Genomic DNA, 21,288 nt, shown 5'->3' on the forward strand with positions numbered 1-21,288 from the left:
GGGCGACGAATGCAGGGCACCGAGGATCACCGTCTGTCCGCGCGCGAGCGGCTCGCGCTGGCGCTGCTGGCGATGTTCGCCATCGGCTGCATGATCGCGGCGGCGGCCATTACCTCGCATGTGCTGGCGCGGATCGGCGAGTATGGCACGGCACGCGATGACAACCTGCAATGGACCATCTCGCAGATCGAGGTGGACCAGCTCAAGTTCCGGCTGGCGCTGGAGACTCTCGGCCGCGCTGACCCGGAGGCGCCGGATGCCGTGCGGCAGCGGTTCGATCTGCTCTATAGCCGTACCACGACGCTGCGCAACGCGCCCGCCTATCGCGCCATGCTGGCGCGCTCGCAGGCGGCGGGCGACGTGGCGCAGGTGATGGCGATCCTCGACGAGATGATCCCGTTGATCGACGGCGGCGACGCGGACCTTGTGGCGGCCCGTGGGGTGCTGGAGGCGCAGGCGGCGTGGATGACACCGCCCATTCGCCGGATCGCCGCCGCCGCGCTGGCCATCGACGCGCGCCGCTCGGACGCCGAGCGCAGGCAGTTGACCACGCAGATCGTGACCCTCACGGCGCTAAGCACGTTGATGTTCGTGGCGCTGTTCCTGTTGCTGGTGCTGCTGTGGCGGCTCTATCGCGGGCGGCTCAGGGCCGAGGCGGCGATGGCGGCGGCGCGCGAGGAGGCGTTGGCCGCCGAGCAGGCGCGCGCGCGGTTCCTGGGCATGACGAGCCACGAGATGCGTACCCCGCTCAATGGCCTGCTGGGCGCGCTCGAATTGCTGGAGGACAGCGATCTCGACAGCGATCAGCGCGATCACGTGCGGCTCATGCGGTTGAGCGGCGAGGCGCTGCGCACCCATATCGACGAGGCGCTGGGGGGGCTGGGACCGCCCGGCGATGCGCCGGTGCTGCGCCCGGCGCCGTTCGATCTGGATGCGCTGCTCGCCGATCTGGTGGCGGGGCAGCGGATTGCCGCCGAGGCGCGTGGCAACACGCTCCGGCTCGATCCCGCGCAGGCCCGTCTGGGCACTGCGGTCGGCGATGCGCGGCGTCTGGGGCAGGTGTTGCTCAACCTCGTGGCCAACGCCATCAAGTTCACCCGCGAGGGCACCATCACCCTGTCGGCGCGGCGCGACACCGGCGACGCGGTGGTATTCTCCGTGCACGATACCGGGATCGGCATCGCCGAGGCCGAGCAACCGGCGATCTTCGAGGACTTCATCCGCCTGCCCCATCGCGACGTTGCGGGCGCGGAGGAGGAGGCCGGTGGGACCGGGCTGGGGCTTGGCATCGTGCGGCGGATCGTGTCCGCGATGGGCGGGCATATCGACGTCGAGAGCAGCCCCGGCGCGGGCAGCATCTTTACGGTGCGGGTGCCCCTGCCGCCGGCAAGGAGCGACGGCGAGGTGCAGCCCGAGGCGGGTGCCGCCCCCCTGCCCCGCACCCTGCGCGTACTGGTTGTCGAGGACACCCCGGCAAGCCGCACGGTGACCGGGACGATGCTGGAGCGCGACGGTCACGAGGTGGTGCTGGCCGCGGACGGGATCGAGGCGGTCCGGGCTGCTGACGAGGCCGCTTTCGACCTGATCCTGATGGATGTGGACATGCCGCGGCTCGACGGGATCGAGGCGACCCGGCGCATCCGCGAGGGCGGCGGCCCCAATGCGGCCACGCGGATCGTCGCGCTGACCGCCTATCACGGCGCGCGCACGGTGGCGCGGTTGCGGGAGGCCGGGGCCTGCGCAATCGAGGTCAAGCCGCTGTCGCGGGCCGCGCTGCGCGCGCTCATCGCGCAGGTGCCACGGGACGAGGCGCTCGTGAACGCGGCGCACATCGCGCAGATGCAGGCCGTCCTGTCCGAGGCGCAGATGGCCGGGACGATGGCGGCGCTGGGGCGCGAGGCAGAGGCGCTGCTGGCCGATCTGGAGGCGGGTATGCCGGACGATCTGGGTCGGCGTATCCACAGGCTCGCAGGGACCGCCGGGGCCTGTGGCGCCACGGCCCTGAACACACGGCTGGAGCAGATCGAGGCGGCGCTGGAGACCGGGCACGAGGCGCGGGCGCGCGCGCTGTGCGACGGGCTGCCGACGCTGTGGCGCCGAACGCGCGCCGCGCTTCGGCAGCACGGATTCGCGGCCTGACGCTCACGCGGAGTTGCCTTTCGCCGCGGGCGCAGTAGGTTTACTCATCGGCCACGACCAAACGCGCACCGGCAAGGGACCGTCACCGCATGTCCGTATTCAGGCAACTCATCGTGCTCGCGGTGCTGGGTGGGCTGGCCTATGGCGGCTATGGCTACTGGCGATCGGAATACGCCACCGATCCCGGCGCGGCGCAGGGCGATGGCGGCCCGCGCGCGGCGACGGTCGAGCTAGCCACCGCCGAGACGCGGGTGATGCAGCGCACCGTCGAGGCCGTCGGCACCACCCGCGCGCGCCGCTCGATCGAGATCGTGCCGGAGACCGACGGGCGACTGGTGGCGCTCGACATCGCGCCGGGAAGCCGAGTCAAGAAGGGCGACGTGCTGGCGCGGCTCGACGATTCGATCCAGCAGTCGGACCTCACCGAGGCCGAGGCGGTGCTCAAGGAACAATCGAGCACGCTCGACCGGTTGCGCCAGTTGCGCAGGACCAACGCGGTCTCGGTTGCCGCCGTGGAGGAGGCGGTGGCGCGGCGCGCCGAGGCGCAGGCGCGGGTCGAGCGCGCGCAACGCAGGCTCGACGACCGGGTGATCACCGCGCCGTTTGACGGCGTGGTGGGGCTGACCGCCTATGACGTGGGCGCGCGCGTGACCGAGGGAGAGGTGCTGGCGCGGCTCGACGACCTGAGCGAGGTCGAGGTGGAATTCGGCCTGCCGGAAACGGTCTTTGCGCAGGTGGCGCGCGGGCAAAAGATCATCGCGCACGCCGCCGCCTTTCCCGACCGCCGCTTCGAGGGCACCATCTCGGAGGTGGATAGCCGTATCGACCCGGTGAGCCGGTCCTTCCTGACACGCGCGCTTATTCCCAATCGTGACAGCACGCTGCCCGCGGGCATGTTCCTGTCGCTGACGCTGGTGCTGGACGAGGCGGAGCGTATCGTCGTGCCGGAGGAGGCGATCGTGTTCCAGGCCGCGCAGACCTATGTGTTCGTGGCCGAGGACGGTATCGCCCGGCGGCGCGCGGTCGAGACCGGGCAGCGCCGCGACGGGGTGATCGCGGTGACCTCGGGGCTGGTCGTCGGGGACGAGGTGGTGGTGCGCGGGCTGCAGCGGGTGCGCGACGGCGCGCCGATCGATATCCTCGCGCGCGACCGCGACGCCACCGCCGGGGACGATGCGGGAACCGGCGAGGCGCCGACATGACGCTGTCGGACATCGCCGTGCGCCGCCCTGTTCTCGCGGCGGTGGCGAGCCTGCTGATCATCATCTTTGGCGTGGCCAGCCTGCGCGACCTGCCGGTGCGCGAGTTGCCGGACGTGGACAACTCTGTCGTCACCGTCACCACAACCTATCGCGGCGCCGCGCCGGAGGTGATCGACACCGACATCACCGAGGCGGTGGAGGGCGCTGTCGCCTCGATCGCGGGGATTCGCACCATCTCGTCGGAGAGCCGACAGGGCCGGTCGCGGGTGACCATCGAGTTCGAGACCGGGGTGGATATCGACGTGGCCGCCAATGATGTGCGCGACGCGGTGGGGCGCGTGCGCGGCGCGTTGCCCGACGAGGCCGAGGAGCCGCAGGTCGTCAAGAGCGATGCCGACGCCTCGCCGGTGATGCGGCTCGCGATCACCTCGGACCGGATGACCACCGCCGAGATCACCGATTACATCGACCGGTTCATCGCCGACCGGCTGGCCACGGTCGCGGGGGTGGCGAGCGTCGATATCGCGGGCGACCGGCCCTTCGCGGTGCGCATCTGGCTGGACCGGCGGGCGCTGGCAGCGCGCAACCTGACGGTGGCCGATGTCGAGGCGGCGTTGCGCCGGGCCAATATCGAACTGCCCGCGGGCGACGTGGAATCCGACAACCGGCAGCTTACCGTGCGGCTCAACAGCCGGCTGGCCAGTATCGAGGATTTCCGCGACGTGGTGATCGACCGGGTGGCGGGCTATCCGGTGCGGCTGCGCGACGTGGCGCGGGTGGAGCCGGGCGTGGCCGAAGATTCCACCGTGGTGCGCACCAACGGCAACGACGCGGTGGGCATGTGGGTGCTGCGCCAGAGCCAGTCGAACACGCTGGCCATCTCGAACGCCGTGCGCGCCGAGATCGCGGCGATGGCCCCGACCCTGCCCGAGGGGATGGAGATCATCGTGGGCTCTGACGACGCGCTCTTTGTCGGCGCGTCGATCCGCGAGGTGGTGATCGCGCTGGGCATCTCGCTCGCATTGGTGATCGGGGTGATCCTTGTGTTCCTGCGCTCGGGTGCCGCCACGCTGATCCCGGCGATTACAATTCCCGTCTCGCTCATCGGGACGTTCCTGCTGATCGGCATCTGGGGATTTTCGCTCAACACGCTGACACTGCTGGCGCTGCTCCTGGCCATCGGGCTGGTGGTGGACGACGCCATCGTGGTGCTGGAAAACATCCAGCGCCGCATCGAGGACGGCGAGACGCCGCTGGTGGCGAGCCTCAACGGCACGCGGCAGGTGACCTTCGCCGTGATCGCCACCTCGCTCACGCTGATCGCGGTGTTCGTGCCGCTGTCGTTCATGCCCGGGCAGGTGGGGCGGCTGTTCGTGGAGTTCGGCTGGGTGCTGGCAGGCACGGTGGCGATCTCGACCTTCGTGGCGCTCACTGCGTGCCCGGCGCTGGCATCCAAGGTGCTGCGGGCGCGGGCGCGGCGCGGGGCGGGCGACGCCACGCCGCGACGCCCGCCACTGATCCAGCGGGCCTATCGCGCGCTGCTCACGCGCTGTATTGCCATGCCGCTCGTGGTGCTGGGCGTGGCGCTGGCGGTCACCGGGGGCGCGGCGCTGTTTTATGACGGGTTGCCGCGCGAGCTGGCCCCGCGCGAGGATCGTGGCGTGGGCTTCGTGCCGCTCACCGCGCCGCAGGGCTCGACCGTCGCGCATTCGGACATGGCCGCCCGGCAGGTCGAGGAGATCCTGAAGCCGCATGTCGCCTCGGGCGAAATTGCGACCGTGTTCACCTTTACCGGCTGGGGCGGGCGGGCGTGGCGCTCTTTCGTGGTGTTCCGCCTTGCGCCGTGGGAAGAGCGCGATCGCCCGGTCTCGGCGCTGGTGGGCGAGCTGGCCCCGCAGATGAGCCGCGTTACCATCGCGCGCGGCTTTCCGGTGACGCCCGCCGGGTTGGGCCTGCGCGGCAGTTCCACCCCGGTGCGGGTGGTCATCGGCGGCCCCGATTTCGAGAGCGTCAAGGACTGGGCCGCCGAGTTGCTCGCCCGCGCGGAGAGCGTGCCGGGGCTGGTCAATCCCGAGATCAATTACGAGGAAAACCTGCCGCAGCTCGATATCGGGATCGACCGCGCGCGGGCCGACGATCTCGGCATCTCGGCCGAGGCGATTGCCGCCACGCTCCAGACCATGCTCGCGTCGCGCGAGGTGACCACCTTTGTCAGCCGTGGGCGCGAATATCCGGTTCTGCTGCAGGCCGAGGACGAGGACCGCCGCACCCCCACGGATATCGGGAATATCTTTGTGCGCGCGGGCGACGGCGAGACGCTGGTGCCGCTGGGTGCGCTGGTCACGCTGGAGGAGAACGCTGCCGCGCCGTCACTGCGGCGCTTCGACCGGCTGCCCTCGATCCAGCTTTCGGGCGCGCTCGCCCCCGACGCCGAGCTTGGCACCGTGCTCGAACAGCTCGAAGAGATCGCCGCCGAAATCCTGCCCGCCGAGGCCAAGCTGGGTTATGACGGGCAGTCGCGCACCTACAAGGACACCGCGGGCGGGGCCAACGTGGTGTTCCTGCTGGCGCTGGTGATCGTCTACCTGGTGCTGGCCGCGCAGTTCGAGAGCTTTCTGCACCCGGTGGTCATCATGCTGACGGTGCCCATCGGCGTGGCGGGGGCGATCTACGCGATGACGCTGGGGGGCCTGTCGCTTAACGTCTACAGCCAGATCGGGATCATCCTGCTGATCGGGCTGATCGCCAAGAACGGCATCCTGATCGTGGAATTCGCCAACCAGCTACGCGACGAGGGACACGCCGTGCGCGAAGCGGTGATCGAGGCATCGGTGCTGCGTCTGCGCCCGATCATGATGACCGCGATCTCGACCGTGCTGGGTGCGCTGCCGCTGGTGCTGGCCAGCGGTGCGGGGGCCGAGAGCCGGATCGCCGTGGGCACGGTCATCATCGCCGGGCTGAGCCTTGCCACCGTGCTGATGCTGGTCGTCACACCGGTGCTATATGACCTGCTGGCGCGGTTCACGCGCCCGCGCGGCGCGATGGAGGCGGCGCTGGAGCGCGAAATTTCGGAGCGTGCGCACCCCGCCGAGTGATTTTTCGCCGATCGCGGCGGGCGACGGGTCTGGCCATCGGTGGCCCCGGGTGCGATAGAGAAATGGTGTCCGTGGGGGGTGCTGTCGTGCGGGAATGGTCGGCCCGAATCGTCTTGGTGATCGTGGCGCTAACCGCGCTGACCACCCCGTCCGCCCACGCGGCGGAGGTGAGCCTGTCGGCACCACGGGCACCGGAGAAATTCACCGAGCGGCTGCGCGCCGCCTCGCTCACGGTGAGTGAGGTGGCGCGGGAGGACAGCACCGCGCAGGATCTGCTCGCCGCCGCGCAAGCCGATTACGCGCGGCTGCTGAGCGTTCTCTATGCCGAGGGCTATTACGGCGGCATCATCTCGATCCGGGTCGATGGCCAAGAGGCCGCCGACATCCCGCCGCTGTCGGCCCCCGACGAGATCGGGCAAGTGGCGATCGAGGTGGTGCGCGGGGCGGGGTTCCGCTTCGGCGTAGCCGAGGTGACGCCGCTCGCACCCGGCACCAGGCTGCCGGGCAAGTTCCTGTCGGGCGAGCTGGCCAAGGCGGGGCTCATCGCCGAGGCCACGCAAACGGGGATCGAAGGCTGGCGCTCGGCGGGACATGCCAAGGCGCGTGTCGATGCCAAGGATATCGTTGCCAATCACCCGCGCGCGCGGCTCGATGCGCGCATTGCGCTCGACCCCGGCCCGCGGCTGCGGTTCGGTGCGTTGCGCATCACCGAGGGCGACCGCCCAAGCCGCGTGCGCGCCGCACGCATCCGCGAGATCGCCGGTCTGCCCACGGGGCGTGTGTTTTCCCCCGGGGAGGTGGATGACGCCGCGAACCGCCTGCGCCGCAGCGGTGCGTTCCGCTCGGTGCGTTTGAGCGAGGCAGAGGCCGCCAATGCCGACGGCACGCTCGATATCGACGCGCGGGTGAGCGACGCCAAGCGCCGCCGCGTCGGCGTGGGCGCGGAGTTGTCGTCGCTCGAAGGGGTGACGCTGTCGGGATTCTGGTTGCATCGCAACCTCTTTGGCGGGGCCGAGCGGCTGCGCATCGACGCGCTGATCGGGGGCATCGGCGGCGATTCCGGTGGCGAGGATTTTCGTCTCGGCGCGCGGGTCGACCGGCCCGCCACCTTCACCCCGGACACCGGCGCATTTCTGCTTGCCGATGTCGAGGAGCGCAACGAGCCCGATTACCGCGAGCGCAAGGCCGAGATCGGCGGCGGGCTGACCCATGTGTTTTCCGACGAGTTGAGCGCCGAGGCGGGCGTCACCTTTCGCTTTTCCGAGATCACCGACGATCTCGGCAAGCGCGAGGTGCAGCACTTGCTGTTTCCGGCGAGCGCCACCTGGGACCGGCGCGACGATCCGCTCAACCCGACGGAGGGGCTGTATCTCGAGCTTGGGATCACGCCATTCGCCGGGCTCGATCAGGGCGGAGGGGGCGCGCGATTTTACGCCGATCTGCGTGACTATCTCACGCTTGGCGATGCGGGGCGGTTTACGCTTGCGGGCCGCGCGCAGCTTGGCTCGGTCGCCGGGGCGGGGATTGTCGATGTGCCCGCCGACATGCTGTTTTACTCGGGCGGGGCGGGCACGGTGCGCGGACAGGGCTACCAATCGCTGGGCGTCGATCTGGCCCCGAACATCACCGTGGGCGGGCGCGCCTTTGTCGGAGTCTCGGGCGAATTGCGGGCAATGGTGAATGACCGCGTGCAGGCCGTGGCCTTTGCCGATGCCGGGTTCGTCGGCGAGGACGCGCTCGGCACCGGCACGGGCGAATGGCATGGCGGCGCGGGGCTGGGCGCGCGGTATTTCACCACCGTCGGGCCGATCCGCCTCGATATCGCCACGCCCGTTGACGACGACGCGTTCCAGGCATTCGAGATATATGTCGGCATCGGGCAGGCGTTCTGATGCGACTGCTGTGGCGCATATCGCTGGCGCTCGCGCTTCTCTCCCCGCCGCTTGCGGCGCAGGAGGAGACCGGCGGCGGCTTTCTCGAACGCACGATCGAGGACAACCTCTCGGGCGCCGGGCGCGAGGTGCGGATCACCGGCTTTGCCGGGGCGCTCTCGTCCCGAGCCAGTCTCCAGAGCCTGACCATCGCCGACGATGACGGCATCTGGATCAGCCTGCGCAACGTCACGCTGGACTGGAGCCGCTCCGCCCTGCTGGCAGGCCGGGTCGAGGTCAACGCCCTGACCGCCGAGCAGATCACGCTCGCACGACTGCCGGATGGCGGCCCCGCGATCAGCCCCGAGAATGCCGAGGCCACGCCCTTTGCCCTGCCCGACCTGCCCGTGTCGGTCAATATCGGCGAGATCAGCGCCGATACCTTGATCCTCGGCGCACCCGTTCTGGGCGAGGAAATCCGGCTGGAACTGTTCGGCAGTCTCTCGCTCGGCAGCGGTGATGGCACGGCAGAGATCGACGTCACCCGCCTCGACGGGCGCGGCGAAATCTCGCTCGATGCGAGCTTTGACAACGAAACCCGCGTGCTGGCGCTGGATCTTTTGCTCGACGAGGCGCCGGGCGGCATCGCGTCCACGCTGCTCAACCTGCCCGACAGCCCGGCCATCGTGCTCTCGGTGCAAGGCGAGGCCCCGATCGACGATTACGCGGCCGACCTGCGGCTTGCCACCGACGGCACCGACCGGCTGACGGGGCGCGTGACGCTCGACGGGGACGAGACCGGTGGCACCCGTTTCGACGTCGCGCTCGACGGCGACATCACACCGCTCATGGCCGAGGAGTACCGGCCGTTCTTTGGCGGGCGCACGGAACTCGCGCTTAGCGGCGCACGGGCCGTGGATGGTGCGCTCGATATCGACCGGCTCAGCCTCTCGGCGGCGCAACTGGCGCTCGACGGCACGCTCGCCCTCGATGCGGCGGGCTGGCCCGTGCGGTTCGACCTCACCGGCAATATCGGTGATGGCACGGTCCCCGTGCGCCTACCCATTACAGGCCCGGCCGTCACGCTGGAAAAGGCCATGATCGAGGCCAGTTATGACGCCGCCCGAGGCGATCGCTGGCGCGCGCGCATCGACCTGACCGACTTCATGCAGGCCGATCTCAGGCTCGACAGCGCCACGCTGTCGGGTCTTGGCACCTTGCAGCGCAGCGCCCCGCGCGGCGTGACCGCCCTGGCCGAGTTCGACCTCACGGGGCTGGACCTCGCCGATCCCGCCCTCGCCCGCGCGGCGGGCACCGCGCTCTCGGGCCATGCCAGCCTGCAATGGACCCAAGGCGAGCCCCTGCTACTGCGCGGCCTGCGCGTCGCCTCGGGCAACGTCACCCTCGCGGCCAATGGCCAGATCGCGGCACTGGCCGAGGGGTTGCCCGTCGAGGGCACGGCCCGCATCGACGCGACCGACCTCGCCCGCTTTGCCGAGCTGACGGGGCTGGACCTCGCGGGGGCGGCACAGGTTACGCTCACCGGCTCGGGTCGCCTTTTGGGCGGGGATTTCGACGTGGCGCTCGATGCCGGGACAGATGGTCTGACGCTCGGGATCGCGCAGGTGGACCCGCTGATCGCGCCCCCCGGCAGGCTCGTGCTCAGGGCGCGGCGCGACACGCAGGGCACCACGCTGGAGCGGCTCAGAATCGTCAACAGCGCGTTGGAGGCAAGCGCCTCGGGCAGACTGGACAGCGAAAGCGGCGCACTCGATATCACAGCGGCGATCGCCGACCTGGGGCTGAGCGACCGCCGCCTCGACGGCCCGGCGCGGCTCGAAGGCGGGATCGGCTGGTGGGCGGGCGGCGCGGTCTCGTTCGACGGGGTCGAACTGACGGCGATGGGGGCCGAGATCGCTGGCACCGGCAGCGTCAAGCCCGAAGCCGAGGGCCTGCCGGTGACCGCGCGGCTGCGCATGGAGGCAGAGGATCTCGCGCGCTTTGCCGCGCTCGCCGGGATGCCGCTGCGGGGTCGGATCACCGGCACGCTGGAGGCCGAGGGCGCGCTGCAAGCCAAGCGGCTGGAGGTCGCGCTGGAGGCCGAGGGGCAAGACATTGCCACCGGGATCGCCGACCTTGACCGGCTGATCGCCGGGCGGCTGAACCTGAGTGCAGAGGCGCGCCGCACACCCGAGCGCATCGAGATCGCCGATGTCGCCCTCACCACCCCGCAACTGGAGCTGAGCGCGCACGATGACGGTGCGGGCGGGCCGGTGCACGTTGAGGCGCGGCTGGCCGATCTGGGCCTGTTCCTGCCCGAGTTTTCCGGCGCGCTGTCGGCGGGGGGCACGGTCGCGCTACACGGACCCGAGGCGCGGAGGATCGTGCTGGCGCTCGACGCCACGGGGCCGGGCGGAACCACGGCGCGGGTGTCGGGCGATGTGCACGATTACGGCGCGCGGCTCGATCTCGCCGCCACGGGGCAGCTGCCGCTGGCGCTGGCCAACGGTGCCATCCGGCCCAATGCGCTGTCGGGGAATGCGGCGTTCGATCTGCGGGTGGAGGGCGCGCCGGGGCTGGCGGCGCTGGCGGGCACCGTCGAGGCGCGCGGCGCGCAGGTATCGGTGCCCGGTGCCGGGCTGGCCATCGACGACCTGAGCGGCACCGCGCGGCTGGGCGGCAACCGGGTGGAGACCGATTTCACCGCGCGCCTGCGCGAGGGCGGGAGTGTGGCCGTGACAGGGCCGATCTCGCTCGTCCCCGGGTATGACGCCGACCTGACAATCGAGCTGGCCGATGCGGTGCTGACCGACCGGCTGGTCTATAGCACAACGGCGGATGGCACGGTGACTGTGCGCGGCCCGCTCATCGGCGGGGCGCGCATCGGCGGCGAGATATTTCTGCAGGAGACCGAGATTCGCATCCCCTCGGGGCTTGGCCCCGATACCGCCGCGCTGCCGGGGCTGCGCCACGTGGGCGAGCCTGCCGCCTCGCGGATCACGCGGGCGCGCGCGGGGCTGATCGAGACGGAGGCCGCGCGCGCGACCCCTGCCCGCCCCTACGCGGTCGATCTGACGATCAGCGCGCCTGCCCGCATCTTCGTGCGCGGGCGCGGGCTCGACGCCGAGCTTGGCGGGCGGCTGCGCGTCGGCGGGACCACGGCTTCGGTCGCGCCGGCGGGCTTCTTCGGGTTGCGCCGGGGGCGGCTCGATATTCTGGGCAAGCGGCTGGAGCTGACCGAGGGGCGCGTGACGATGCAGGGCTCGCTCGACCCGTGGCTGCGCTTTGTCGCGGTGACGGTGATCGACGATGTCGAGGTGCGGGTGATTCTCGAGGGGCTGGCGAGCGCACCGGAGGTGACATTCGCTTCCTCCCCCGACCTGCCACAGGAAGAGATCGTCGCGCGGCTCATCTTCGGGCGCGGGCTCGACAATATCTCGCCGTTGCAGGCCGCGCAGCTTGCCTCGGCGGTGGCGACGCTCTCGGGCGGGGGCGGCGATCTGGTGGGGCGGTTGCGCGGCGGTTTCGGGCTGAGCGATCTCGACGTGACGCAGACCGCCGAGGGCGACACCGAGGTGAGCGCCGGGGCCTATATCTCGGACAACGTCTATACCGAGGTCACCGCCGACAGCGCTGGACGGCAGATGATTAACCTCAACCTCGACCTCACACGCAACCTGACTGCCAAGGGCAGTGCGTCGAATGACGGGGATACCGGGATCGGGCTGTTCTTCGAGAAGGATTACTGAGGCGCGTCCTGCCTGCCACCTGCCCGTTTTCCGGGCAGAAATGACTCGCCTTCCCGAGCGGCAATCTGCAACAGTATTCGGATCGGCCAGAACCTTGGGAGGGGTTACTTGCGTTACATTCCGCTCATCATCAGTCTTGTCCTGATACCGGCGGGGATCGGGCTCGCGACCGCGCTGCCGTTCTGGGGCGGGTTGCTTGCGGGGATTGCCGGGATCGTCGCACTGATCGGACTCTACGATTTTTTCCAGACCCGGAGCGCGGTGCTCAAGAACTATCCCGTCTCGGCGCGGCTGCGCTTTATCTTCGAGCATTTCCGCCCCGAGATCCGGCAGTATTTCCTGGAAAGCGACCACGAAGAGACCCCCTATTCACGCGAGCAGCGCGCGCTGGTCTATCGCCGCGCCAAGGGGATCGAGGGACTGCGCCCGTTCGGCACGCTGCGCAACGTGAACGAGATCGGGCATGAATGGATCAACCATTCGATGGCGCCGACGCATCTCGAGAGCCATGATTTCCGCCACAGCATCGGCGGGCCGGACTGCACGAAACCTTACGACGCCTCGCCGCTCAACATCTCGGGCATGTCCTACGGGGCGCTGTCGCCCAATGCCATCGAGTCGCTCAATTGGGGGGCACGGATCGGCGGATTCGCCCACACCACCGGCGAGGGCTCGATCTCGCGGTTTCACCGCAAGCATGGCGGTGACCTGATCTGGCAGGTGGGCTCGGGCTATTTCGGCTGCCGCACGCCCGAGGGCGCGTTCGATCCTGACCGTTTCGCCGAAACCGCCGCCGACGACCAGGTCAAGATGATCGAGATAAAGCTCAGCCAGGGCGCCAAGCCGGGGCATGGCGGCATCCTGCCCGGGGCCAAGGTAAGCGAGGCCATCGCCGAGGCGCGCGGCGTGGCCGTGGGCGAGGATTGCATCAGCCCGCCGGGCCATTCGGAGTTTACCTCGCCCAAGGATCTGTGCGCCTTCATAGCAATGCTGCGCGATCTGTCGGGCGGCAAGCCCGTGGGCATCAAGCTCTGCGTCGGTCATCCGTGGGAATTCTTTGCCATCGCCAAGGCGTTTCACGAGACCGGCATCACGCCGGATTTCATCACCATCGACGGAGCGGAGGGCGGCACCGGCGCGGCGCCTGCGGAATTCGCCGACCACAAGGGCGCACCCATTCGCGAGGGGCTGATGCTGGTGCATAACACGCTTGTCGGCATGGGGCTGCGCGATCGCATCCGGCTCATCGTGTCGGGCAAGCTGATCAGCGCGTTCGACATGTGCCGGATGTTCGCGCTCGGCGCGGATGGCTGCAATATCGCACGCGGCTTCATGTTCGCGGTGGGGTGCATCCAGGCGCAGGTGTGCCATTCGGGCAAGTGCCCCACGGGTGTCACCACGCAGGATCCGGGGCGGTATCGCGCGCTGGTGGTGGCGGACAAGTATCAGCGCGTCGCCAATTTCCATCGCAACACGATGATCGCACTCAAGGAGGCGGTGGAATCCTCGGGACTGATATCCCCGCTGGATTTCACCCCGCATCACCTGATGATCCGCGTCAGCAGCCGCGAGGTGCGCTCGGCCGCCAGCCAGTACCTGTGGCTGGAGCCGGGAGAATTGCTGTCGGGCGAGGTGAGCCATCCGGCTTTTGCAAAGTACTGGGATCGCGCCCACGCCGATACCTTCGCCTTTACCTGAGCCATGCCCGATCCCGTCTCGTCGATCCGCAATCTCGGCCCCGCGTCCGATGCCGCCTATGCCCGCGCCGGGATCACCAGCGCCGGGATGCTGCGCGAGATGGGGGCGGACGCGGGCTATGAGGCACTGTTGCGCAGCGGCGCGCGACCGCATTTCATCGCCTATTATGCCATGGTGATGGGGCTTCAGGGTCGGCCGTGGAACGATTGCCAGGGTGCCGAGAAGACGGCGCTGCGCGCCCGGTTCGACGCGATCAAGGCGCGAGTCGCCGCGGGCGGCGAGAAGCCCGATGCCGCGATCGAGGCCGAGCTCGACAGGATCGGGACGGGCGTGAGGAGATAGCGGGCTGACGCCGGGAATATGGAGTGAAGCGGTCGTTGGGCATTTGGCGCTGCGCGGCGGCGCGTTCCGCGCCTTGATTCCGCGCAAGTGGGCCAAGACCGGAAGGTCCGCTCAAGACCAAAAACCGTCGCGACCCACAGCCCTTTTGGCCGGTCCCCACCAAGGGACGGCGCTCAGACCTTTGTGGCCGACACCGGCGGCGTCACGCGGCGCTTGAGCATCGCCTCGCGCCACGAGATGAAGCTGACGGAGGCGACGATCACCGTGCCGCCGAGCACCACGAACGGGTCCACCCCCTCGCCGAACACCACCGCGCCGAGGATCACCGCCCAGACCAGTTGCAGGAAGGTCACCGGCTGCGTCACCGTCAGCGGCGCGGCACGGAACGCGAGCGTCATGGTGTAGTGCCCCCCGGTGGCGAGGCAGGCCACGCAAAAGAGCACGGCCAGCTCCCACGTGGTGGGCGGCACCCAGACCGCCCAGGCGAGCGGCGCGAGACCCACCGTGACGAAGATCGACAGCATCGAGACAACGACCCCCGCGCTCACCCGGCCCGAGATCATCTTGGCCAGCAGGTAGGAGCCGCCGAAGAACACCGCGGTGAACAGCATCGCCATGTGCCCCGCCCCGACCTCGCGAAAGCCGGGGCGCAGGATGATCAGCGCCCCGCAGAGCGCCACCACCACCGCCATCACCCGCCGCACCGCCAGCCGCTCGCCCAGAAAGAGCGCCGCACCCAGCGTGACGTAGATGGGCGAGAGGTAATTCATCGCGGTGACATCGGCGATCGGGATGCGCGCCATCGCGTAGAACCATAGCGCCACCCCTGCCGTGTGGAACGCCCCGCGCGCGCCGATGAGGCCCCATGTGCCCCGGTCGAGACGCAGATCGCGCAGCGTGGCGAGCATCGGCAGGAGAAAGACCAGTCCCATCGCGTAGCGCAGGAATGCCGCCTGCGGCGCAGGCACCCGCGTGCCCAGCACCTTTACGAGCGCCGTGACCCCCACGAAGAGGAGCCCCGTCACCACCATCCAGAATACGCCCCAGCCGGGGCGCGCGGCGGCCTCCGCCGAAATACCCACGTTCGCGCTCATGGATGGCATTAACTCACGCCTTGCACGAACTGTCGAGCGCGCGGGGCGCGGTTTGCCATGCATGGGGCGCAAGGCCGGGCTTGCGCGAATGCATGGCTCAGGGTAACGGAATATACTCGTCCGCATCGCCCGGCGGCAGGAGAAAGCGCGCGCGGTCGCCCGCAGCCCAATCCGCCTTGGCCGCCTCGATCCGTTCGCGGCTTGAGGCCACGAAATTCCACCAGATATAGCGCGGTCCCGCCAGTGTCTCGCCGCCCAGCACGATGAGCCGCGCGCCGCCCTCGCCCGCGCGCAGGGACATCCGGTCGCCGGGGCGAAACACCATCATCCGCCCGGCCTCGAATACCTGCCCGGCGATCTCGACCGTGCCCGCGACCACGTAGATGCCGCGATCCTCGTGATCGTCGGGCAGCGGCAGCGCCGCCCCCGGATCAAGCCGCGCATCGGCATAGACCATCTCGGAGAAGGTGTGGACCGGCGCGCGCGCGCCCCAGCCCCGCCCCATGATGAGGCGGACCTGTGCACCTGAATCGTCCAGCACCGGCAGCGCGTCCGCCCCGTGATGCTCGAAACTGGCGGCGCGCTCTTCCTCGCGCTCGGGCAGCGCCACCCATGTCTGGATACCGAAGAGGCGGCTCTCGCCCCGGCGGGTGGCCGCGCTGGTGCGCTCGGAATGGGTGACGCCGCGGCCCGCCACCATCCAGTTGACCGCGCCGGGATGGATCATCTGGTCGGTGCCGAGGCTGTCGCGATGCTGAAACTCGCCCTCGAACAGGTAGGTCACCGTGCCGAGGCCGATATGGGGATGCGGGCGCACGTCGATGCCCTGCCCGGTCAGGAACTCTGCCGGGCCCATCTGGTCGAAGAAGATGAAAGGGCCGACCATCTGCCGCCGCGGCGCGGGCAGCGCGCGGCGCACCGCGAAGCCGCCGATATCGCGGGCGCGCGGCACGATCACCGTCTCGATGGCGTCCACCTCGTCCGCCGCGGGGCATTTCGGTTCCAGTCCGGGGTTCCAGCTCATCGCGTGTCCTCCTTGCTGAACGGGACAAGGCTAGCACGATCGCGCCGACATGCTGAGCCCCGCCGCCGCACAACGCCTGTGCAACCCTCAGCCCAGCAGCAGCCCCGCCGCGATCGTCCACATCACCGCCCCCACCAGTGCGTCGAGCACCCGCCAACTCATGGGGCGGCGAAAGAACGGGGCGAGCAGGCGCGCGCCAAAGCCCAAGCAGAAGAAGAACACGAAGCTCGCACCGACGGCGCCTGCGCCGAATCCCAGCCGGTTCTCGTATTGCGCAGAGACCGAGCCCAGCAGCACGACCGTATCGAGATAGACATGGGGGTTGAGCCAGGTGAGCGCGAGACAGGTGAGCACCGCGCGTGCGCGGCTGCCCGCGCCCGGGCCCGCCTCGAGCACCTCGCCGCCGCGCCACGCGGCGAAGAAGGCGCGCGCGCCGTAAACCAGCAGGAAGGCCGCGCCGCCATAGCGCATCACGCGCTCCAGCCCCGGCACCGCCTCGGCCAGCGCGCCAAACCCCGCGACCCCGGCGGCCACCAGCACCGCGTCCGACAGCGCGCAGACCAGCACCACGGCGAGCACATGCTCGCGCCGCAAGCCCTGCCGCAGCACGAAGGCATTCTGCGCCCCGATCGCGAGGATTAACGAGAACCCCAGCGCGAAGCCTGCCACCGCTGCCTGCATGTTCTGCCCCTTCTTGCCTGCGGACCGAGCCGGACAGGCCCCGCAGCACGGATGGTCAGAGCTGCGCCATCACCTCGTCGGAGGCCTCGAAATTGGTGGTGACGCGCTGCACGTCGTCGTCATCCTCCAACGCCTCGATCAGCTTCATCAGCTTTTGCATGGTCTCGAGGTCCATCTCGGTCGTGGTGGTGGGTTTCCACACCAGCCGGGTCGATTCGCTCTCGCCGAGATCGGCCTCGAGCGCGGTCGAGACGTCATTGAGATCCGTGTCGGCGCACCAGATCACGTGGCCATCCTCGGAGCTTTCGACATCCTCGGCGCCTGCCTCGATGGCGGCCATCATCACCGTGTCGGCGTCACCGGCATCGGCCGGGTAGATCACCTCGCCCTTGCGCTCGAACATGAAGCCGACGCTGCCGGTCTCGCCCAGGTTGCCGCCGTTCTTTGAAAACGTCGAGCGCACGCTGGACGCGGTGCGGTTGCGGTTGTCGGTCATTGCCTCGACGATCACCGCCACGCCGCCAGGGCCATAGCCCTCGTAGCGGATTTCCTCGTAATCCTCGGCGTCGCCGCCGCTCGCCTTCTTGATGGCGCGCTCGATATTGTCCTTGGGCATCGACTGCGCCTTGGCCTCCTTGATGGCCAGGCGCAGACGCGGGTTCTTTTCCGGGTCCGGGTCGCCCATCTTGGCGGCGACGGTAATTTCCTTGGAAAACTTGGAAAAGAGCTTTGCCCGGACGGCGTCCTGCCGCCCCTTGCGATGCTGGATATTCGCCCACTTGGAATGGCCGGCCATGAGGTCCTCTTGTCGGATGCTGGAAATCTGGGGTCTTTTATCCGCTGTCGGCGCGCGGGGCAACGCCCCAAACTCACTGTGCCGGGCGGGTCGGCCGGCTAGCCAGGCGCGGGCGCGGCTGCAGCAGGGCCGTCAGGCGCAGCCGGTCGGCCAACTCAGGGTCCGGCCTGCGGCAGGCGCCCGCCCTGTCGCACCATCTCGATGCGGGTGGCGCGGCCGGTGGCATCGTCGGTCTCGAGATAGACCCCCGACAGCGTCACCGCCCCCATCGCCGGGGTAAACCGTTCGCGGCCCATGCCGGTGACGAAGCGGCGCATCGGCTCGGTCTTGTCCATGCCGATCACCGAATGGTAATCGCCGCACATGCCCGCATCGCCCTGGAACGCGGTGCCGCCGGGCAGGATCTGCGCATCCGCCGTGGGGATATGGGTATGGGTGCCCACCACGAGGCTCGCACGTCCGTCGCAGAAATGGCCCATCGCCATCTTTTCGCTGGTCGCCTCGCAATGCACATCGACCACTGCCGCCTGCACCGCGCCGCCCAACGGATGGCTGCGCAGCGTCGCGTCGATGGCCGAGAACGGATCGTCGAAGGCGCGGCGCATGAACACGTTGCCCAGCACCTGCGCCACCAGCACGCGACGCCCGCGCCGGTCGGAGAACACGCGCGCGCCGCGCCCCGGCGCGGCCTTGGCATAGTTGAGCGGGCGCAGTACCCGCTCGTTACGCTCGACCTCCTGGAGCATGTCCTTCTGGTCGAAGGCGTGATCGCCCAGCGTGACCACGTCGGCCCCGGCCTCCAGCAGCCCCTTGGCATGCGCCGCCGTGAGCCCCATCCCGCCCGAGGCGTTCTCGCCGTTGACGACCACGAAATCGAGCGCCCAAGTGTCGCGCAGGCCGGGCAGCCGCTCTGCCACCGCCGCGCGCCCCGCGCGCCCCATTACATCGCCGAGAAAGAGTATCTTCATGCGCCCCTGTTAGGCGCAGGCGCGTGCGAGGGCAAGCGGGTGAATGGCCGTCCGCCCTTCATCTTGCCGCGCATACTCAATCCCCGACGCGGTAGCGCGCGCGGTACTCGACCGGGAAATTCACCGACCGGGCGATGAAGCAAAAATCGTGCACGCGGGCGTGCAGCGCATCCGCCCGTTGCAGATCGGTGCCGCGCGCCACCGTGATCCGGGGCCGCAACATGGCGCGCAGGAAGCGGCTTGCGCCTGCCGCGTCGGTCTCGCCCACGGCCACGGGCTCGTCGGCATAGGCGGTGACGGTGATCCCGGCATCGCTCGCGAGGTGCAGGAACCACAGCATGTGACAGGCCGACAGCGCGGCGATCAGCATGTCCTCGGGGTTGTGCAGGGTCGGATCACCCCCCAGCAATGGGTCGTTGGAGCAATGGATGACCGGCTTGCCCTCGGTCTCGACATTCCATGTCCGGTCGTAGCCCCGGTAATGGCGCGTGCCCTCGCCGCGGTTGCCGGTCCATACGACACGGGCGGTATAATCGTGCTCGGCCATGGCTGCGTTCCCCTCCGTTCCAGACTGTCCTCATCCGCTCAGAACGCGATCACACCATCCTCGGTCACGATCATGTCGAGCGGCTGGTCGGTGGGCTCGAGCGGCAGCCCCTCCGCCTCCTGCGCGGCCCAGGCAAAGCCGATGGCCAGCGTCGGGCGGCGGGCGCGCAGCCGCTCCAGCGTGCGGTCGTAGAAACCGCCGCCGTAGCCGAGCCGCCCGCCCTTGCGGTCAAAGGCCACCAGCGGAACGATCACGATCTCCGGCTCGATGAAGCGGTCCTCTTGGGGCACCATCGCACCGAACGGCCCCTCGCGCAGCGCGCAGCCCGGCTCCCACAGCGAAAAATCGAGCGGCAGGCCCGTGCCCGCGATCACCGGTACGGCGACGGGGCCGTGTGCTGCCGCCTCGGCCATCGCGGGCAGCGGGTCGATCTCGGTGCGGATCGGCATATATCCGGCCAGCGGCACGCCGCGATGGCCGGCCAGAACCGCCGAGAGATGCGCCGCCGGGGCCGGATGCCCCGCCGCGTGCGCCGCCTTGCGGCGGGCGAAGGCGGCCTTGCGCGCCTCGGCCTTGCGCTCTGCCAACCCGCTCACAGCAGCACCAGCGAGGCGAGCCCGAGGAAGGCGAAGAAGCCCACCACGTCGGTGATCGTGGTCACGAACGGCCCCGAGGCGAGCGCCGGGTCGATGCCGAACCGCTCGAGCGTCATCGGGATGGCGATGCCCCCCAACGCGGCGGCCACCAGCGTCAGCAGCATCGCCACCGCGATCACGGCAGCCAGCAGCGGCACGCCGAACCACAGGCCCACCACCCCGGCCATCAACACGCCGAAAAACAAGCCATTGGCACCACCCACGACCAGTTCGCGCAGCACCATGCGCAGCGCGTTGCGTGGCGTCAGGTCGCGGGTGGCCAGGGCGCGCACCGCCACCGTCATCGTCTGGGTGCCCGCGTTGCCGCCCATCGAGGCGACGATGGGCATCAGCACCGCCAGCGCCACCATCTGGTTGATCGTCTCGGCGAATTGCTCGATCACCACCGAGGCGAGGATCGCGGTGAGCAGGTTGACGAAAAGCCACAGCGCCCGGTCGCGGATGGTCTCGGTCAGGCGGCCGGAAAAGCCGCCCTCCTCGCCGACGCCTGCGAGGCGCAGGATGTCCTCTTCGTGCTCCTCGTCGAGCACGATCATCGCGTCGTCGATGGTGATGACCCCCACCAAACGCCCCTCCTCGTCCACGACGGGCGCGGAGATCAGGTGATACTGGTTGAAGGCATAGGCCACGTCGGCCTCTTCCTCGGTCACGGCGAAGGTGTGGAAGGTCTCCTCCAACAGGTCGCGCAGCGGCGTGGCGCGCCGCGCAGCCATGATCCGGCCCAGCATGACGTTGCCCACCGGGTGCAGGCGCGGATCGACGAGGATGATGTGATAGAACTGTTCGGGCAGATCCTCGGCGCCACGCATGAAGTCGATCACGTCGCCCACGCGCCAATGCTCGGGGGCGATGACCACCTCGCGCTGCATGAGGCGGCCGGCGGAGTATTCCGGGTAGGTGAGCGATTGCTGCACCGCGAGCCGGTCGGACGCCTCGAGGATGTCGAGAATCGCCTCCTGCTGGTCGTCCTCGAGATCCTCGACGAGATCGACCACGTCGTCGGATTCCAGCTCGCGCACCGCCTCGGCCAGCACCTCGGGGTGCAGAAGGCCGATCACCTCCTCGCGGATCGATTCGTCGAGTTCCGACAGGATGTCGCCGTCGAATTCCTGCCCGTAGAGCGCGATAAGCCGCCGCCGGTCGCCGCCGCTGATCTGTTCGAGCAGGTCGGCGATGTCGGCGGCGTGGAGCGGTTCCATCTCGGCCCAGAGCCGGGTGCGGTCACCGGCGTCGAGCGCCTCCATGATGCGCGCGATGCGCGCCTCGCTCAGCGGGTGACCCTCGTCCTCGCCGGTCTCGGCCCCGGGCAGCGGTTCGTTGTCTGTCTCGGCCATTCCGCCCTCCCTCTGCGCCGCTCCGGCACCCCGTGATTAGCGATTGGCGGGCGTGAAAACAATCGCGTTGCAGCCCGTTTTCACCACGCGGC

At 69.4% G+C, this 21,288-nt stretch carries 15 protein-coding genes; 7 read left to right on the plus strand and 8 right to left on the minus strand.

The window, feature by feature from the left end; all coding sequences use genetic code 11:
• The first annotated feature begins 9 nt into the window (after window positions 1-9).
• From AC13D8_RS08305 to AC13D8_RS08335, 7 genes are all read left to right on the plus strand, one after another.
• Window positions 10-2,139, plus strand: coding sequence for an ATP-binding protein (locus tag AC13D8_RS08305; protein WP_482968461.1), 2,130 nt, complete (start codon window positions 10-12; stop codon window positions 2,137-2,139).
• Window positions 2,140-2,228: 89 nt separating this feature from the next.
• The gene (locus tag AC13D8_RS08310) at window positions 2,229-3,341 is read left to right on the plus strand and encodes an efflux RND transporter periplasmic adaptor subunit (RefSeq protein WP_482968462.1); all 1,113 of its coding nucleotides are present in this window, start codon (window positions 2,229-2,231) and stop codon (window positions 3,339-3,341) included.
• The gene (locus tag AC13D8_RS08315; protein WP_482968463.1) at window positions 3,338-6,436 is read left to right on the plus strand and encodes an efflux RND transporter permease subunit; all 3,099 of its coding nucleotides are present in this window, start codon (window positions 3,338-3,340) and stop codon (window positions 6,434-6,436) included. Before AC13D8_RS08310 ends, AC13D8_RS08315 begins: the two co-directional genes overlap by 4 nt.
• 62 nt (window positions 6,437-6,498) lie before the next feature.
• Window positions 6,499-8,328 carry an autotransporter assembly complex protein TamA gene (locus tag AC13D8_RS08320; RefSeq protein ID WP_482968464.1) on the plus strand — a complete coding sequence of 610 codons (1,830 nt, stop codon included), beginning with the start codon at window positions 6,499-6,501 and terminating at the stop codon, window positions 8,326-8,328.
• Window positions 8,328-12,056: a translocation/assembly module TamB domain-containing protein gene (locus AC13D8_RS08325; RefSeq protein ID WP_482968465.1), complete on the plus strand. Its 3,729-nt coding sequence runs from the start codon at window positions 8,328-8,330 to the stop codon at window positions 12,054-12,056. The genes AC13D8_RS08320 and AC13D8_RS08325 overlap by 1 nt, the downstream gene beginning before the upstream one ends.
• Before the next feature lie 108 nt (window positions 12,057-12,164).
• Complete coding sequence (locus AC13D8_RS08330; protein WP_482968466.1) at window positions 12,165-13,754, plus strand: FMN-binding glutamate synthase family protein; 1,590 nt, start codon at window positions 12,165-12,167, stop codon at window positions 13,752-13,754.
• A gap of 3 nt (window positions 13,755-13,757) precedes the next feature.
• Window positions 13,758-14,096 carry a TfoX/Sxy family DNA transformation protein gene (locus tag AC13D8_RS08335; protein ID WP_482968467.1) on the plus strand — a complete coding sequence of 113 codons (339 nt, stop codon included), beginning with the start codon at window positions 13,758-13,760 and terminating at the stop codon, window positions 14,094-14,096.
• 173 nt (window positions 14,097-14,269) lie between these two features.
• On the opposite strand, the gene AC13D8_RS08340 is transcribed toward AC13D8_RS08335, so the two are convergent.
• The 8 genes from AC13D8_RS08340 to mgtE form a co-directional block, all read right to left on the minus strand.
• Entirely contained in the window at window positions 14,270-15,199 is a 930-nt protein-coding gene (locus AC13D8_RS08340) for a DMT family transporter (RefSeq protein WP_482968468.1), read from the minus strand.
• Window positions 15,200-15,287: 88 nt separating this feature from the next.
• A complete protein-coding gene (locus tag AC13D8_RS08345) occupies window positions 15,288-16,214 on the minus strand; it encodes a pirin family protein (protein ID WP_482968469.1) in 927 nt (308 codons plus the stop codon).
• An 87-nt stretch (window positions 16,215-16,301) separates the two neighbouring features.
• The gene (locus tag AC13D8_RS08350; protein ID WP_482968470.1) at window positions 16,302-16,895 is read right to left on the minus strand and encodes a LysE/ArgO family amino acid transporter; all 594 of its coding nucleotides are present in this window, start codon (window positions 16,893-16,895) and stop codon (window positions 16,302-16,304) included.
• Between the two features lie 55 nt (window positions 16,896-16,950).
• Window positions 16,951-17,691, minus strand: coding sequence for a YebC/PmpR family DNA-binding transcriptional regulator (locus AC13D8_RS08355; protein ID WP_104018047.1), 741 nt, complete (start codon window positions 17,689-17,691; stop codon window positions 16,951-16,953).
• Window positions 17,692-17,846: 155 nt separating this feature from the next.
• Complete coding sequence (locus AC13D8_RS08360; RefSeq protein WP_482968471.1) at window positions 17,847-18,659, minus strand: TIGR00282 family metallophosphoesterase; 813 nt, start codon at window positions 18,657-18,659, stop codon at window positions 17,847-17,849.
• A 76-nt stretch (window positions 18,660-18,735) separates the two neighbouring features.
• The gene (locus tag AC13D8_RS08365; protein WP_482968472.1) at window positions 18,736-19,206 is read right to left on the minus strand and encodes an OsmC family protein; all 471 of its coding nucleotides are present in this window, start codon (window positions 19,204-19,206) and stop codon (window positions 18,736-18,738) included.
• 38 nt (window positions 19,207-19,244) lie between these two features.
• On the minus strand, window positions 19,245-19,802 hold the full coding sequence (locus AC13D8_RS08370; RefSeq protein WP_482968473.1) for a 5-formyltetrahydrofolate cyclo-ligase: 558 nt from the start codon (window positions 19,800-19,802) through the stop codon (window positions 19,245-19,247).
• Window positions 19,799-21,196 (minus strand): magnesium transporter, encoded by a 1,398-nt coding sequence (gene mgtE, locus AC13D8_RS08375; protein WP_129431690.1) that lies wholly within the window; start codon window positions 21,194-21,196, stop codon window positions 19,799-19,801. Before mgtE ends, AC13D8_RS08370 begins: the two co-directional genes overlap by 4 nt.
• Between the last annotated feature and the right edge of the window lie 92 nt (window positions 21,197-21,288).

This window comes from Roseovarius sp. B-10, assembly GCF_056859295.1.